This is a genomic window from Pseudarthrobacter sp. R1, from assembly GCF_024494415.1.
Classification (GTDB): Bacteria; Actinomycetota; Actinomycetes; order Actinomycetales; family Micrococcaceae; genus Arthrobacter.
The window spans coordinates 421,498-436,821 of record NZ_JAMKFI010000001.1 but is presented as its reverse complement, the minus strand read 5'-3'; the positions used below and the strand labels follow the sequence as shown (position 1 = coordinate 436,821).

Below are 15,324 nucleotides of genomic sequence, written 5' to 3'. Positions count from 1 at the left end.
GAGGTTAGGGAGCCGGTTTGGGCCCACGCCGGCAGGGTTCCCTGGCCGAGCTTGCGAGGTTAGGGAGCCGGTTTGGGCCCACGCCGGCAGGGTTCCCTGGCCGAGCTTGCGAGGTTAGGGAGCCGGTGGGGATCAGTGGAAGAAGTGCCGCGCGCCGGTGAAGTACATGGTGACGCCGGCTGCATTCGCTGCCGCAATGACTTCCTCATCCCGCACGGAACCGCCGGGCTGGACCACCGCGCGGACACCAGCGTCGACCAGGATCTGCAGGCCGTCCGCGAACGGGAAGAAGGCGTCGGAGGCTGCTACGGCCCCGCGGGCGCGCTGGGGTGCCCCGCCGGCGTCGGTGTTCGAGGCACCGCCCGCTCCTTCGACGTCGGACTCCACCTTCACGCCAAGCGTGTTGGCCCGCTCCACGGCCAGCCGGCAGGAATCCAGGCGGTTGACTTGTCCCATGCCAATGCCCACGGCTGCGCCGTCCTGGGCAAGGAGGATCGCGTTGGATTTTGCCGCCCGGCAGGCGGTCCAGGCGAAGGCGAGGTCCGCGAGGGTCTTTTCGTCAGCAGCTTCGCCGGCAGCAAGGGTCCAGTTGGCTGGGTTGTCACCGTCGGCATCAACCTTGTCGCTGACCTGGACCAGGACGCCGCCGGATACCTGGCGGATCTCCGATGGGTAGCGGCCGTAGCCCTCGGGCAGGGCGAGCAGCCGGATGTTCTTCTTTTTGGACAGGATCTCCACGGCCTCAGGTTCGAAGCCCGGGGCGATCACAACCTCGGTGAAGATGTCCTTGACGGTGTTTGCCATCCCGGCGGTCACGGTGCGGTTTGCTGCGATGACGCCGCCAAACGCGGAGACGGGATCGCACGCGTGGGCCTTGGCGTGGGCGTCGGCGATGGGATCGGCGGCATCCGCGGAGCCGACGGCTACGCCGCAGGGGTTGGCGTGCTTGATGATGGCAACGGCAGGTTCGCTGAAGTCGTAGGCGGCGCGAAGGGCGGCGTCGGCGTCCACGAAGTTGTTGTAGCTCATGGCCTTGCCGTGCAGCTGGTCAGCCTGCGCGATGCCGGCCGGAGCGGCCTTGTCCACGTAGAGGGCTGCCTGCTGGTGCGGGTTCTCGCCGTAGCGGAGCACCTCGGAGCGTTCCAGCGAGAGGCCGGCATAGGCGGGCCAGTCGATGACGCCGTCGCCGTCTTCATCCAGGAACTGGCTCGCGGTCCACGTTGCCACCGCGTTGTCGTAGGACGCCGTGTGGGCGAAGGCCTTGGCGGCCAGACGCCGTCGGGTGTTCAGGTCAAAGCCGCCCTCAGCGGCTGCGGTGACCACCTGGCCGTAAAAGGAGGGATCCACCACAATGGCGACGGCGGCGTGGTTCTTCGCGGCGGAGCGCACCATGGCGGGGCCACCGATGTCGATCTGTTCCACGACGTCGTCCTGCGCAGCGCCGGACTTGACGGTTTCCACGAACGGGTAGAGGTTCACCACCACCAGATCGAAAGGTTCGATCTCCATCTTGGTAAGCGTCTCCATATGCGCCGGGACGCGGCGGTCGGCAAGGATGCCGCCGTGAACGCGCGGGTGCAGGGTCTTGACGCGGCCGTCCAGCATTTCCGGCGAACCGGTCACGTCCTCGACCTCCTGGACGGGGATGCCGGCCGCTGCGATCTTCTTGGCCGTGGAACCGGTGGACACCAGCTTCACTCCAGCTGCATGCAGGCCCTGGGCGAGCTCCTCCAGACCGGTCTTGTCGTACACCGAGATCAGGGCCCGGCGGATGGGAACACGGTCAATGGTTACGCGCTCATGCTGCGTGAAGCTCACAAATGTCTCCGTCTTATGTCGCGGAACAGTGCCGCGGTTGGTGGGGATAGGGCCAGTTTATCGCGAAGTGCAGCCAGCCCCCGGTGCAGGCGGAAGTGTGAAGGTCAGCGGGCCCGGCTAGAGTTCTTTCAGGAGGCTGCGATGAATACTTACACCACTGTGCCGAGCGGCGAGCAGGTGGTCCAGGAACTGCCCTGGCGATGGAAAGTCCAGGGTAGAATCTTTGTGATCGGCGGCCTTGGTTTTATGTTTGATGCTTGGGACGTGACACTGAACGGCATCCTCATTCCGTTGCTCTCAACCCACTGGGCCCTTACCCCGGGTGAAGTGGCCTGGGTGGGCACGTCAAACCTGATCGGGATGGCCCTTGGCGCTTTTGTCTGGGGCACCATCGCGGACACCATCGGACGCAAGAAAGCTTTCACGGCCACGCTGCTGATCTTCTCCCTCTTCACCGTGCTCGGGGCCTTCTCCCCCGACTTCATCTGGTTCTGTGTGTTCCGGTTTATAGCGGGCTTCGGCCTGGGCGGTTGTATCCCCGTGGACTACGCCCTGGTAGGTGAGTTCACTCCCCGCAAGCAGCGCGGCAAGGTTCTCACCGCGATGGATGGCTGGTGGCCGGTGGGGGCAGCCCTGGCAGGTTTTGTGTCCGCCGGGCTTGTGGCCGTGTACGGAGACTGGCGGCTGACCATGCTTGTGATGGTCCTGCCGGCGCTGCTGGTGTTCTGGGTCCGCCGGAGCGTCCCGGAGTCCCCGCTGTTCCTGATCCGCAAGGGCCGGCGCGAGGAAGCGGCCAAAGTCATCGATGGCCTGGTGGCAGCAACGGGGGCGGAAGCCCGCGCCTACAGCCTGCCCGTCGCGAAGGAAGTGCCACGCCTGTCCGCCGGAAGCGCCTGGCACCAGCTGCGCCTGGTATGGCAGTTCAACTGGAAGATCACGGCAGCGGCCTGGTCCCTGTTCTTCTCGATCCTGCTGGTCTATTACCTGTCCCTGACCTGGATGCCGCGGATCCTGATTGGTGCCGGCTTTGCCGAGTACAAGGCGTTCGTCACCACCGCGTCCATGGCCGCCGTCGGGCTGTTGGGCGTTGTTGTGGCGGCCCTTCTGGTGGAGCGGGTGGGCCGCAAGTGGATCCTCGCCGTCACCGGACCGTTGTCGGCCCTGACCCTGGTGATCGTTGCGATTGTGGTGGACATCCCCACGGCGGCTGTGTTCTGGCTCCTGGTGTTCGGGTTTGTGGTGCAGGTGGCCATTCCGGTGCTGTACGCCTACGTGTCAGAGTTGTACCCCACCGAGCTGCGCGGTACCGGCTTCGGGTGGGCCTCCACGTTCTCCCGGCTCGGTGCGGGCTTCGGGCCGCTGATCTTCGCGAACTACTTCTGGCCGGAGCTGGGCCTGGCAACGTCCTTTGCCTTGGCCGGCGGGCTGGTGTTGATCGCCGTGCTGTGGATGGCGTTCTTCTCCCCGGAAACCAAGCAGCGCCGCCTCGAGTAGCCCCCTCTCCCTCCCACCTTCCCAACTAGGTAGCGCTAAGTGTCGTTTTCAACCCTCGTGACGACACTTAGCGCTACCTAGTTTTCCTTGCCGGGTAACCAGCCCCGGATCAGGAGCGCTGAGCGGACCTTGGCCACCGCCGGCCGGGCATCCCTGTCCATGTGCCGCTTTGAAATCCTCACGACCAACCAGCCGGCACGGGCGAAGTCCTCTTCACGGGCAATATCGCGGACGATCTGCACCGACTCGGAGTGGCCCTCGCCGTCGTACTCCACCGCCACCTTCTGTTCCGGATAGCTCAAGTCAGGCTGGCGAACGACGCCGGCGCCCAGCTCGGTGGGCACGTTCAGCCAAGGTTCGGGCAGGCCCGCGTCCTCCAATGCCAGCCGCAGCCTGGTTTCAGGGGCGGAATCCGATCCCACCCGCGCCCGCTCGAGGGCAACCCGGGCCTTCCTGATGCCGGGCGTCCCCTTGTGCCGGTCAAGCATGTCGTCGAGATCCTCCCGCGTTGCATGCGGTCCTGACCTGCCCTCGAAGTCTGGCCTTGGAACGCGAAGCAAGTGGTCCGCGACCACGGTCAGTTCTTCGATGCTCATTTTGCGGGAGCAATCCAGCCAAGTCCTCACCCGCGAAGTGACCAGCAGGCCGGCATGATTTACGATCTCGTCAGCGAAAAACTGCCCGCGATGTCCCTTCACACCGGGCCGACGCATGATGGCAACGGTGTCAGGCCGCGAGATGTGCAGCAGTGGCTCATCACTGCCCGGGAGGAAGCCCGGAAACTCCCACAGGAGAAAGGCCGAGACGTGCGAAGCGGCCGCAAATTCAGTGACCAAAGTGTAGGGACGGATACGCGGGGCGAGGTGCGATGCGTCGCTGGCATCCGGCACACGGATTCCCCGGCTTGGCCATAGCAAGCCATGGTGACGCAGACGTCGTCGGCTGATGCCGGCGTCGACCGCTTCCTGGAACGTGAATGGCAAAGATGCCAGAGGGTCAGGCAGTTGGCTTGGAACCTTCATTCGCCCATCGTGGCAGGCGTGGCGAGAAGCCGCAGAGGTTATCCACAGCCTTGCCCGCCCGTGCCCAACTAGGTAGCGCTAAGTGTCGCTTTGAGGGCTGAAAACGACACTTAGCGCTACCTAGTTGGGAGGGGAGGATGGGTTAGGCGTGCGTCGGGTGGGTAGCGGCGAGCGTGGCCAGGGTGGACACCAGGAGCCGGCGCTCCACCACCTTGATGCGCTCGTGCAGGGTTTCCTCGGTGTCGGACTCCTCGATGGCCACGGCTTCCTGGGCGATAATGGGCCCGGTGTCCACGCCGGCGTCTGCCCAGTGCACGGTGCAGCCGGTGACCTTAACGCCGTATGCCATCGCGTCCCGCACGCCGTGGGCGCCCGGGAAGGCCGGGAGCAGCGCAGGATGGGTGTTGAGGTATTTGCCGTTGAAGGCGTCAATGAACTCCGGGCTGACGATCCGCATGAAACCGGAGGAGACCACCACATCCGGTTCGAACGCCGCTACGGCCTCGGTCAGCGCAGCATTCCACTCTGCCCGGTCCGCATAGGCCTTGAAGTCCACCACAAAGGTGGGAATGCCGGCGGCTGCGGACCGTTCCACCCCGAAGGTGCCCGGCCGGTCGGCCCCCACTGCGGCGATTTCAACGTCCAGCGCCCCTGCCTGAACCGCGTCGATAACTGCCTGAAGATTGGACCCGGTTCCGGAAACGAGGACTACGATGCGCATGGCACTAGCTTATGGGCAGGCTCGCGTAGGCTGGAAAACATGAACAGCACACCGGAACCGGCTGGGCGGCAGCGCACGAAGCAGCCGCTCAGCGAGGCAGCCAAGGCCTCGCTCGGCAAAACCCACACCCTGTTCCGGATCTTCGTGGTGACGGTGCTGGGCGCCTTCTTTGTCTACCAGCTGGACGTCAGCTACCTCTGGCTTACCGCAGTCCTGACAGCCGCCAGCATTGCCTTCGGCGTGGTGTTGCTGGTCCGGGCCACCCGGCTGAAGGAGTCCCGCCTTGTCCTTATCGGCACCATCTCGGGGCTGGTGGTGTCAGCGATTATGGTGCTGCTGATCCTGGTCACGGCACTGTTCTTCGACGAAGTGCGCGAATACCAGGCGTGTGTCGGCCGGGCGCTCACGGACCAGGCACAGTCGGCATGCCGGGTGCAGCTGGAGGGATCACTGCCCTCACAGCTCCCCTAAGGGCCGCCCCTCCCCTGCAGGCGTCAGCTCCCGAAACTACCGGACCAGTTCGGCGTCTGCTTCCTTTGCCGCCTGCTCCCGTTCCAGCCAGGGTCCCGCTGCGTAGCCAATCACGACGCCGGCGCCCACCTCCGCCGCCACCCAGACTCCCGTCCAGAACGGGTCCGGACCGATGTCCGTGAGGCGCCCGATTCCGGCCGAGCCCCGTGCCAGCCAGGCCAGGCCGGCGGTCAGCAGCCCTGCGGCCAGCCCGCACAGCACGCCCAGCACCACCGTGGAAACGGTAGCTGTGAACCAGCGCGCGCGGACCTTGATGGCAAGCCACTCGTCAAAATGGTTTTCCCCTTCGCGGAGGAACCACCAGCCCGCCAGCACCCCGGCCAAAACCGGAACGATCAGGGCAACGAAGGCGTAATCCAGGGGTCCGGACGGGATGGCAGCCAGCAACGGGATGGAAGGCAGCGGGCCAACAGCAGTGCCGAGCGGGCCAGCTTGGGAACCGAGGCCCATCGCAAAGCCGGAGCCGGATGACCAGGCCAACGCAAAGACCACCAGGTTGGGCAGGAACCCCAGTTGCGCAACGGTGAGGGCGGCACCTCCCACTGCCCCGGCGTCGAGCGCTTCATAAACCGCAACCACCAGGTTCCAGTGGATAAACAGGTTCACAGCCAGCAGCAACGCGGCCAGCGCCAGCGCTGACCCCTCAGCCACAAAACCGGCCGTCGCGGCGGAGGCGAGGTAGGACCCTGCCCAGCGCGAATGCTGGCTGGTGCGGGAGATCCAGTCCACGGCGTCGACGCCGATCAGCCGACTCCAGGAGCCTGCCTCCCGGCGGGCGCCGATCACCATGCCGAGGGCGTAGGGAATGAGCGGGATGAACATCGCGTGGAAGGGATTAATGGCGACATCGGGCGTGCGGCAGATGAAGCCTGTGGCCGCTCCGAAGGCGGAATACACCAGCCAGGAACCGAGGAGTGCTTGCCACAGCTGGTCCGTATAGGAGGCCCGGGCCAGCCGGCGGCCCGCCCGCCACGCGAGCAGGAACGGGATCATGGTCAAGCCAAGCGGAAAAAGCGTGAGCAGCCCAGAGCCGGAGTTGGCGGCGTCGGGTCCGACAGCGATGAGTTCCAGTGGCACCCCGTGGACCAGCAGCCAGGACTGCCCGGCCAGTCGCGCAAGAAAATCAACGGCGCCGTCCTGGAACCCGGCGGTAGCCCAGACGGCAATGATCGGGGCAAGCACCACCAGTGCCGAGATGATGGCTGCCTGGGCCGTTTCGAGGGCACCCTGCAGCCACAAGGGCATGGGAAGGCCACGGTCTCCGGTCTGATCAGCGCGCAGTTTCATCGTTTTCCATGGTGTCACGGCGGCGCCGCCCGGCCCGGGACCGACAGGCGCCATGCCGGAGCGATACCTTCGATGAGCCTTGCACCGGCGCTTTTCACCTGCGCCCGCCGTAAAATTTAAACCGTCCACAATTAGTGGTTGGAGGCAAGAAATGACTACCGCATCCCACCATGCGCACGGCGTTCACTTTGGACGGGCAGACGTCCAGAACGTGGGCATGGGAGTGGGAATTGTTTTAATGCTGGTGGGAGTCCTGGGCTTCATCCCGGGCGTCACCACACAATACAGCGAACTGATGTTCCTCGGACCGGCTTCGCACGCCATGTTCCTGGGGCTGTTCCAGGTGTCCATGCTGCTCAACATTGTGCAACTGGCCATCGGCGCAACCGGCTGGGCTATTTCCCGCACAGAACATGGAGCACGGAATTTCCTCCTGGGAGCAGGCGCGCTGTATATCGTCCTGGCTATCTTCGGGCTCATTGTCGGAGTGGACTCAGCGGCGAATTTCCTGTCGCTGAACATGATGGACAACTGGACGCACCTGGTGCTGGGCATCGTGATGATTGTTGCTGGCTGGCTGTTATCGCGGAATACAACCGCGGACAGGACATAACCCGGAATCCGTAACCCGGGAAAACAGGAGCCGCGAATGAAGGAAGAACCCTAAGTTCTGAAGATATTCGTCCTACTGGCTGGTGCAGTCGCCGCTTCCGGCGCGGCTGCACCAGCATTTGGCGAGGCCGGCCCGCACCAGCAGCTGGCCGGCCCGGCACAAAAAGTTCCGCATGCACAACGACGCCGGGAGCCCCCAAGTGGACTCCCGGCGTCGGTCGCTGTGCGGGTGCGTCAGCGCCGGTCCGTTCAACGGCGCGTCAGCAGCACGCTAGCGGTAGTGTGTCAGCGGCGCTGGTCGCGGTCTACGCCGTGGCCATCGGCCTCGATGTGCTCCTTGCGGACTTCCTCGTTGACCGTGACGTCTTCCTGTACCACGTCCTTGTCCAGGCGGACGCGCTCCACCGGGACCGCTTCCTTCTGCACCACGGGGCGTTCCTCGTGCAGGATCACCTCGTGTTCTTCTTCGCTGATGTCCGGACCATCAAGGGCCGCGCCGCGGTTAGCGCCTGTGATGGGCTCCCGCTCCAGGCGGACCTCTTCGCGCTGCACGGGAACCGTCTTGGTGACGTTTTCCGTGGTGACGTACTTGCGGAGCCTGGCCCGGCCGGCAGCCTCACGCTCTGTGCCGACGTGGAGCCGTTCCTCGGAGCGGGTCATGGCGTCATCGGTGGTGGGACCAGAGGTGTCGTGGCCCACGGTGTCGCGGTCAGAAGCGTAGCCCGCGGTGCCGGTGCCGGATGCGTAGCCGGCGGTACCGGCGTTGGGAGTGCCGGCGTTCAGGTCGGCGTCGCCCTGCAGGTCCACGTCGCCCCGGGTGTCATAGCCACCGGTGTCGCCGCGGGTGTCGGAGTAGGTCCGGGCGCCGCGATCGTAGTAGGTGTACAGGCGGTCCTCTTCCTCAGGGGTGAGGTGTCCGTCGACGTCGACGCGCGGGGCGTCCTTGACGTGGTCCTTGCTGTACGGCACCACCAGGTCGTCGCCCTGGCTGTGCGCGCCCTCAACGGGGACGAAGGACTGGGACGTGCCAAAAAGGCCCGTCTTGACGGTGACCCACGTGGGCTCGCCAGTATCGTCGTCTGCGTAAAGCTGACCGATCGAGCCGATCTTTTCGCCATCGGAACCGACGACGTTGCCGCCCTTGTGGAGCAGGCTTTCAATGTTTTCCCGGTTGAGCATGACGTCTCCTTGGATGTGTCGTTGCGCTGGGCATTAGCTGGCAATTGGATGTCCCGGCACCGGTTGTCCCGGCACTCAGTCTCCGCCCCCTCTGCTGAAGGCTCTCGCTAGCTGCCCCCATACCGTAAGCATGCTTAGCATCAAAAGGGAAGTCTACTTAGTAATTTTTCTTTGTGCCGAACGGCGAAACCCCCGGCTGACGAGCCACTTTGTCCGGAAAAATTTCCGGCCGTTAGGGGAGCGACACGTGCCGGTGCCCGATGCCCAGCAGGGAGGCGGCAGCCTTGATGTCGGCCGCCCGATGACCAAGGCACAGGGCCCAATGGTGGCCCGTTCCGGTCTGGCTCCACCGGTCAACCCAGAGGCCGGGATCGCCACCAAAATCCACGCGCGATGTGGTGTTGCCAATGGCCAGCAGCGGGCCTGGCACCACCGTCCCTTCCGATGTTACGAAGACGTAGCTGCCGTCGGGGTCCTGGCCCAGGCCGAGAGTGGTGACCGGTCCGGGCTGGACGTCGAACTCAACTGAAACTCCCCAGCCGCGCTTCCCGTGGTAGACGCCGAGTCCGCGCAGGAGTGGATCTTTCGAGGAGACGGCAAGGTGGGCGGGTCCGTCATGCCCCATTTCCACCACGTTGTCGAAAAAGTTCAGCGCCTGGATCTCCGTAAACGAGCCCCCTGCGCCCATGGCCTGGGCAGCAAGCATGGCGATGGAAGTCCGTAGCTCGTACTCCCCCGCCATGGGAATCCCGCGCGCCGTAAGGATGGAGGAGCCCAGGATCATGCCGGCGCCCAGCCGCTCGTGCTGTTCTCCCGCCAGCCCGCGGTGGTAGTAGGCCACCGAGTCCAGGTCGAAGTCCTCCACCAGCCGGTCCAGGCCCACGGAGACCCTGGCACCCCAGGCGAAGTCGTCGTCGTTGACCGACTCAGCGAGCACAAACAATTCCCGTGCCAGGTCGAGCCGTTCGGACACCTCGGCGTCGGTGACAGCCTTCACGCGCTCACGCAGGTCATCGAACTCGAGCACTTCAACGTGCGAACCGAATGTAGTGGAAACCGTGGTCAGGTCGGTGGCGACGTCCAGCATGCCTGGATAGAGGTGGCCCATCAGGCCGTGCCGCGCGTTCCGAAGCCTCGCGCGGACGCCGGCTGCGTGCACCCACCGGTTTATGCGTTCCCAGGCGGAATCCTGCTTCAAATGCCCGGAGACGGACCGGAAGTCGATCCCCGCCCGGCGGAAGACGTTCGCCACTTCCGGGACCGGGCATTGGCCGCAGTAGGCGAGCCAGGCGCCCGTATCGAAGTTCGCGTGGTCCATCGCTTCCGTGGGCTGGAGGTCGATCACCAGTACCGGACTTCCGGAGCGCTGGGCCACGGGTAGAACCATCGAGGAGGTCAGGTAGGTGGCGAGGAAGATGACGATCAGGTCGCAGTCAGCCTGCCGAAGCTTTTCCCCCGCCGTTACGGCCTGGGTGGCATCGGAGATGAATCCTGCGTCCACCACCTCAGCGTCCAGGTCCTTGAAGCGCGCCGTGACGTACCGGGCTGATTCCTCCAGCTGCGGCAGGAGTCCGAGGAACTGGGGCCAGTAGGCTCCCAGCCCTCCGGACACCAGGCCGATCCGGGTGGGCCGCCGCCGATGGGGCTCCAGTAAGGCAGCAGCGTTCTTTTTAGTGGGCGGCATTGCAACCTTCCATTCCGCTGACGTGGAGCAGCGCGGGGCACGGAAGACCGGGCGGAATGAAGGAGCCCGCCCGGCCTGAGCACCAATGCGCTAGAAGTTGTACTGGTCGATGTTCTGGGCGTTGAAGACGGTTGGCGGGCCAACAATGACCACGCCGCCTTCTTCAATGGTCCGGTCCCCCAATTCACCTGCAGTGAACGAGTCGCCCGGAGCGCCCGTGATCTTTCCCTCCACAAGTGCCTTGCCGGCGAACGCAGCGACGTATCCGAGCTGGGCGGGATCCCAGAGGGCGAATTCCTTGACGGTGCCGTCCTTGACGAACGGCCGCATCTCGTTGGGCAATCCCAGTCCGGTCAGCGCAACCTTGCCCTTGTAGGCCGAGGTGGAGAGGTACCGGGCGGTGGCGGCGATCCCCACAGTGGTGGGCGAAATGATGCCCTTCAGGTTCGGGTGCGCCTGCAGCAGGCCCTGGGCTTCCTGGAACGACTTGGTGTCATCGTCGTCACCGTAGACCTTGGCCACAAGCTTGATGTCCTTGTAGGCCGGGTTGGACGCCAGGTCCTCCTCCATGAACTTGATCCATTCGTTCTGGTTAGTGGCGTTAGCCGTGGCGGACAGGATGGCGATCTCACCCGAACCGCCGATCTGATCCGCGATGAGCTTCGTCTGGATCAGGGCCACTTCCTTGGCCACCACCTGGCTGATGAACACATCACGGCAGTCGGGATTGGCGTCCGAGTCGAAAGCGACGATCTTGGCACCGGCGGAGCGTGGCCCACCCAAAGCCGTGCAGACGGCGTCGGGATCGTTGGCGGCGATGACGATGACGTTGGTCCCCGCCTGGGTTTCGGCGTTGATGAACGAGACCTGGCTGGACGCCGACGCTTCGAGGGGGCCAACCACCTGGGAGGAGGCGAACCCGGCTTCCTGGGCGCCGTCCTTTCCGCCGCCGAGGACAACGTCGGTGTAGGGGTTGTTCAGCTGTTTGGGGATGAACGTGATTTTCTGGTCTTCAACGGCGGCGGAGGTCTCCCCCGTTGTTCCCGTGCCGCCGCTGCACGCCGTCAGGGCCAGCGCCGCGGCGGCCGTGATGGCCAGCAGCGGAGCGAAGTGTGCGCGCCTGCCGGTGCTTATTCGGTTCAACATCATTGTTTTTCCTTTTCCCTCGTGCGGTCGATTGGGGACGTGCTCCGGCTGAAGCTCTGCCGGACCCGCCGGGTGTGCCGCCATTCCCGGACGGCGGCGCCGATGCTGGGTGCCACCACCGAGAAGATGAGCAGCAGGCCAGTCACGGTAATGAGGACGACGTCGGACACCCTCCCCAGGCGCAGGGCATAGTTCAGGCTGCCGATCAGCAGCACGCCTGCAACCACACCCGGAATGGCGCCCTTGCCGCCAAAGATCGAGACGCCGCCGAGGAGCACAGCAGCAATGACGGCCAGCTCCAGGCCGGATGCGTTGTCGCTGCGCGCACTGGTGTAACGCAGCGTCCAGTAGATCCCGGCCAGGGCTGACACCGCGCCGGAGGCCACATAAAGCCAGAATTTGCTCCGCGCCACGTTGATGCCCACGAAGTTGGCTGCCTCCTTGCTGTAGCCCATCGCGTACAGCCCGCGCCCAAAAGGCGTGAAATGGAGCAGTACGCCGAAGAACACCATGATGAGTACGACGCCGATCATCACCGTGGGGATGCCGGTGGCGCCGAGTTTGGAGGTGAAGAAGGCTGTCAGCGGCTTGGGAAAGTTGGCTACCGCGTTGTCCCCGATGACCACCAGGGCAAGGCCCCGGAAGAGGGCCAGCGTTCCGATGGTGACAGCCAGTGAGGGCAAGCCAAGGACGGCAATCAGGAAGCCGTTGAACATGCCGGCCCCTATTCCCGCCAGTAGGCAAAGGGCCAGCACCAGCCAGATGTCCAGCCCGGCGGCCCAGAGCACGCCCATCAACGCGCTGGTCAGCCCGGCGATGCTTGCCACCGAAAGGTCGATTTCTCCGGTGACGATGATGAGCGTCATTGGCATCGCAATCAGCAGGACGGGGATAACGTCCAGGAGCAGGAAACCCGTGGTCACCGGCGAAGCGAAGCGCGGGATGGCGATGGCGGCGTACATCAGGAACGCCAGCAGGACGTAGATGGTGATGGCGTCACGGCTGGCCAGGATGCGGGCAGCACCCGTTTTTCCTTTTGGCTCCGTGGCCAGCGGCTTTGTGCTGTCGGCCACCGGCACGGCTGTGGGAGTGCTGCTGGGGGTGGTGGTCTCAGACATTCCGGGCCTCGCTGATCCGCAGTTTCCGGGCCGTCCTCAGGCTGGCCAGGCGGTCAATGACGATGGCCGTCAGGATCAGGATGCCCACGATGGCCTGCTGCCAGAACTTGTCCACCCGAAGAGCGGTCAGGGAACTGGTGATGGTGGTCAGCAGCAGGGCTCCGAGGGCCGCACCGGCAACCGTCCCGCTGCCGCCGAAGATCGCCACTCCGCCCACAACCGCCGCAGCCACCACGTCGAGTTCCATCCCGGTCCCCGTGGTGGCGCCGACCGAGTTGAAGCGGCTGGCGTAGAGCACTCCGGCCAGGCCGGCGAGGGCTCCGTTGGCGAGGAAGGCCAGGAACACGCGTTTGGACACTTTGATGCCGAGGACCTTCGCCGCTTCCGGGTCCGATCCGATGGCATACAGGTCCCGGCCGGGGCGGGTGCCCGCCATATAGACCGCAACCGCGGCGACCACCGCAATGGCCAGCAAGGTGATGATGGGGAAGCCCAGAACCGTGTCCACGGACAGCGCGCCGAATGCCTCCGGCCGGTCCCCGGCGAAATACTGCTTGCCGCCGGCCCACGCGTTGTTCAGTCCGCGGAACACGTAGAGGGTGCCCAGGGTGATAACCAGCGCCGGCACCTTGGCCACAGTGACCAGGAACCCGTTCACCGTGCCGAGCAGGGCGCCGAAGACCATGCCAAGGAGCAGGACCACCAGGATGGGAAGGCTGGGCATAGCGGCGAAAATCGAGCCGGTGCCGAAGGCAACCAGCCCCAGCATGGAGCCCACGGACAAATCGATGTTCCGCGTGATGATAAGCAGGGTCTGCCCGGCCGCCAGGATAACGATGATGGTGGCGTTGAGGAGCAGGTCCTTGACTCCCTGCGGGGACAGGAACAGCGGATTGTTGAGGAAGGTGATGAGCACCAGCAGCGCCAGTGCAATCAGGACGGGAAGTTCACGCAGGCGCAGCAGCGCACCGAACCCGCCGCTGCCGCCGCCGGCGCGGGCCGCCGTCGTGCCTTTTTCCTCGTGCCTCAGCGTGGAACTCATTCCGTAACTCCTGTCGAGGAGGTGGCCGCGTGCATCACGGATTCCGGGTCCGCATCCGCCCTGTCCAGGTGGGCGGTAATCCGGCCCTCGCGCATCACGAGGACACGGTCTGCCATGCCCAGGACCTCGGGGAGCTCGGAGGAGATCATCAGGATGGCGATGCCACGGCCGGCCAGGTCGGAGATGAGTCGGTGGACCTCGCTCTTGGTGCCCACGTCAATGCCGCGGGTGGGTTCGTCGATGATGAGCAGCTTCGGGTCGGTGGCCAGCCACTTGGCCAACACCACCTTTTGCTGGTTGCCGCCGGAGAGCGTGGAGACGGCGTGCTCCTGGGAGCCGGCTTTGACCTGCAGCCGCTTGCTCCACTCCTTCGCGGCGGCACGCTCCTTGCCGCCGTTGATGAGCCCGGCGGTTACGAATTTGTTCCGCAGGGTCAGCGTTACGTTCCGGGCCACCGACAAATTCATCACCAGGCCCTGCTTGCGCCGGTCCTCCGGCACAAAACCCAGGCCTGCGGCGATAGCGGCCTGCGGGTTCCGGGCCTTCAGCGGCTTTCCCTCCACCGAGACCTGTCCCGAGTCGTAGGGGTCGATGCCAAACACGGCGCGGGCCACCTCGGTCCTGCCTGCACCCACCAGGCCCGCGAGGGCAACGATCTCACCGGCCCGGACGTCGAAGCTGATGTCACGGAAAACTCCGGACCTGCTGAGCCCGTCAACCTTGAGGACGGTGTGCCCGATGTCCGCCTCGGCCTTGGGGAAGAGGGTTCCGATGTCCCGGCCCACCATTTCCCGGACAATCTTTTCAACGGTGACCTCGGCGGTCCGGTGGGTTGCAATGTAGCGTCCGTCCCGCATCACCGTGATCCGGTCGCAGAGATCGAACACCTCATCGAAGCGGTGCGAGATGAACAGGATTCCGGTCCCTTTGTCCCGCAACGCGCGGGCTACGGCAAAGAGCCGCTCCACTTCCACCCCGCTGAGTGCGGCAGTGGGCTCGTCCATGACCAGCACCCTGGCGTCCAGCGAAATGGCCTTCGCGATCTCGATGATCTGCTGGTCCGCGATGGAAAGCCCCTCCGCGGCGCGGGACGGATCGATGGGGACTCCCAGCCGGCCGAACAGTTCACTGGCCTGCCGCCGCATCTCGGCACGGCTGATCAGCCGCGACCGTCCCTTGGGCTGCCGCCCGATGAAGATGTTTTCCGCCACCGTGAGGTCCGGGAACAGGGTGGGTTCCTGGTAGATCACGGAAATGCCGGCGGCCTTGCTCTCTGCCACACTGCGGAAGTGGACGGGTTCGCCGCTAAGCCGGAAGTCCCCGGAGTCGGGGTGATAAAGGCCGGCGAGGATCTTCACGAGGGTGGACTTGCCGGCCCCGTTCTCCCCCACCAGCCCGTGGATCTCCCCTGCCCGGATCTCCACCGTGCCGTCTGCCAGGGCCACCACCGGGCCAAAGGTCTTGGCAGCGCCGGTCAGCGAGAGCACCGGCTCGTCCTGCCGGGTCCCTTGACCGGGCTGCGGAATTTCACTGCGATCTTGCTGCATAAAGGAACCGCGTCTCTGAGGTTTATGCTTCGCCAATGAATCGTTTCACAACAACCAAGTGACCTGAATCATAAATCCCGCGGAACAGCACGGTCAATAGAATTGGCCGGCCCCGGAGTATTC

13 protein-coding genes are annotated in these 15,324 nt (G+C 64.9%); 3 read left to right on the top strand and 10 right to left on the bottom strand.

Features of this window, described 5'->3' with window-relative positions; all coding sequences use genetic code 11:
* Positions 1-132: 132 nt before the first annotated feature.
* A complete protein-coding gene (purH, locus tag M8J71_RS01870; RefSeq protein ID WP_256246320.1) occupies positions 133-1,818 on the bottom strand; it encodes a bifunctional phosphoribosylaminoimidazolecarboxamide formyltransferase/IMP cyclohydrolase in 1,686 nt (561 codons plus the stop codon).
* A 141-nt stretch (positions 1,819-1,959) separates the two neighbouring features.
* Between purH and M8J71_RS01865 the strand changes: the two genes are divergently transcribed.
* Positions 1,960-3,312 carry an MFS transporter gene (locus M8J71_RS01865; protein WP_256246319.1) on the top strand — a complete coding sequence of 451 codons (1,353 nt, stop codon included), beginning with the start codon at positions 1,960-1,962 and terminating at the stop codon, positions 3,310-3,312.
* Between the two features lie 77 nt (positions 3,313-3,389).
* Here the strand turns inward: M8J71_RS01865 and M8J71_RS01860 are convergent, their stop codons facing one another.
* Complete coding sequence (locus M8J71_RS01860) at positions 3,390-3,908, bottom strand: endonuclease domain-containing protein (protein WP_256246318.1); 519 nt, start codon at positions 3,906-3,908, stop codon at positions 3,390-3,392.
* A gap of 568 nt (positions 3,909-4,476) precedes the next feature.
* Positions 4,477-5,055 carry a phosphoribosylglycinamide formyltransferase gene (gene purN / locus M8J71_RS01855; protein ID WP_256246317.1) on the bottom strand — a complete coding sequence of 193 codons (579 nt, stop codon included), beginning with the start codon at positions 5,053-5,055 and terminating at the stop codon, positions 4,477-4,479.
* Between the two features lie 39 nt (positions 5,056-5,094).
* On the opposite strand from purN, the gene M8J71_RS01850 reads away from it, so the two are divergent.
* Positions 5,095-5,526, top strand: a complete 432-nt coding sequence (locus tag M8J71_RS01850) for a hypothetical protein (RefSeq protein ID WP_256246316.1) — start codon at positions 5,095-5,097, stop codon at positions 5,524-5,526.
* 36 nt (positions 5,527-5,562) lie between these two features.
* On the opposite strand, the gene M8J71_RS01845 is transcribed toward M8J71_RS01850, so the two are convergent.
* Complete coding sequence (locus M8J71_RS01845; protein ID WP_256246315.1) at positions 5,563-6,873, bottom strand: cell division protein PerM; 1,311 nt, start codon at positions 6,871-6,873, stop codon at positions 5,563-5,565.
* A gap of 151 nt (positions 6,874-7,024) precedes the next feature.
* On the opposite strand from M8J71_RS01845, the gene M8J71_RS01840 reads away from it, so the two are divergent.
* The gene (locus M8J71_RS01840; protein ID WP_256246314.1) at positions 7,025-7,486 is read left to right on the top strand and encodes a DUF4383 domain-containing protein; all 462 of its coding nucleotides are present in this window, start codon (positions 7,025-7,027) and stop codon (positions 7,484-7,486) included.
* Positions 7,487-7,770: 284 nt separating this feature from the next.
* On the opposite strand, the gene M8J71_RS01835 is transcribed toward M8J71_RS01840, so the two are convergent.
* The 6 genes from M8J71_RS01835 to M8J71_RS01810 all read right to left on the bottom strand — a co-directional run bounded on the left by M8J71_RS01835 (position 7,771) and on the right by M8J71_RS01810 (position 15,201).
* A complete protein-coding gene (locus M8J71_RS01835; RefSeq protein WP_256246313.1) occupies positions 7,771-8,664 on the bottom strand; it encodes a DUF2382 domain-containing protein in 894 nt (297 codons plus the stop codon).
* Positions 8,665-8,896: 232 nt separating this feature from the next.
* A complete protein-coding gene (locus M8J71_RS01830; protein ID WP_256246312.1) occupies positions 8,897-10,348 on the bottom strand; it encodes an L-fucose/L-arabinose isomerase family protein in 1,452 nt (483 codons plus the stop codon).
* A 90-nt stretch (positions 10,349-10,438) separates the two neighbouring features.
* The gene (rhaS, locus tag M8J71_RS01825) at positions 10,439-11,497 is read right to left on the bottom strand and encodes a rhamnose ABC transporter substrate-binding protein (protein WP_256246311.1); all 1,059 of its coding nucleotides are present in this window, start codon (positions 11,495-11,497) and stop codon (positions 10,439-10,441) included.
* Positions 11,494-12,612, bottom strand: coding sequence for an ABC transporter permease (locus tag M8J71_RS01820; protein WP_256246310.1), 1,119 nt, complete (start codon positions 12,610-12,612; stop codon positions 11,494-11,496). The genes rhaS and M8J71_RS01820 overlap by 4 nt, the downstream gene beginning before the upstream one ends.
* Positions 12,605-13,654 (bottom strand): ABC transporter permease, encoded by a 1,050-nt coding sequence (locus M8J71_RS01815; protein ID WP_256246309.1) that lies wholly within the window; start codon positions 13,652-13,654, stop codon positions 12,605-12,607. The genes M8J71_RS01820 and M8J71_RS01815 overlap by 8 nt, the downstream gene beginning before the upstream one ends.
* Positions 13,651-15,201: a sugar ABC transporter ATP-binding protein gene (locus M8J71_RS01810; protein WP_256246307.1), complete on the bottom strand. Its 1,551-nt coding sequence runs from the start codon at positions 15,199-15,201 to the stop codon at positions 13,651-13,653. The genes M8J71_RS01815 and M8J71_RS01810 overlap by 4 nt, the downstream gene beginning before the upstream one ends.
* Positions 15,202-15,324: the final 123 nt, after the last annotated feature.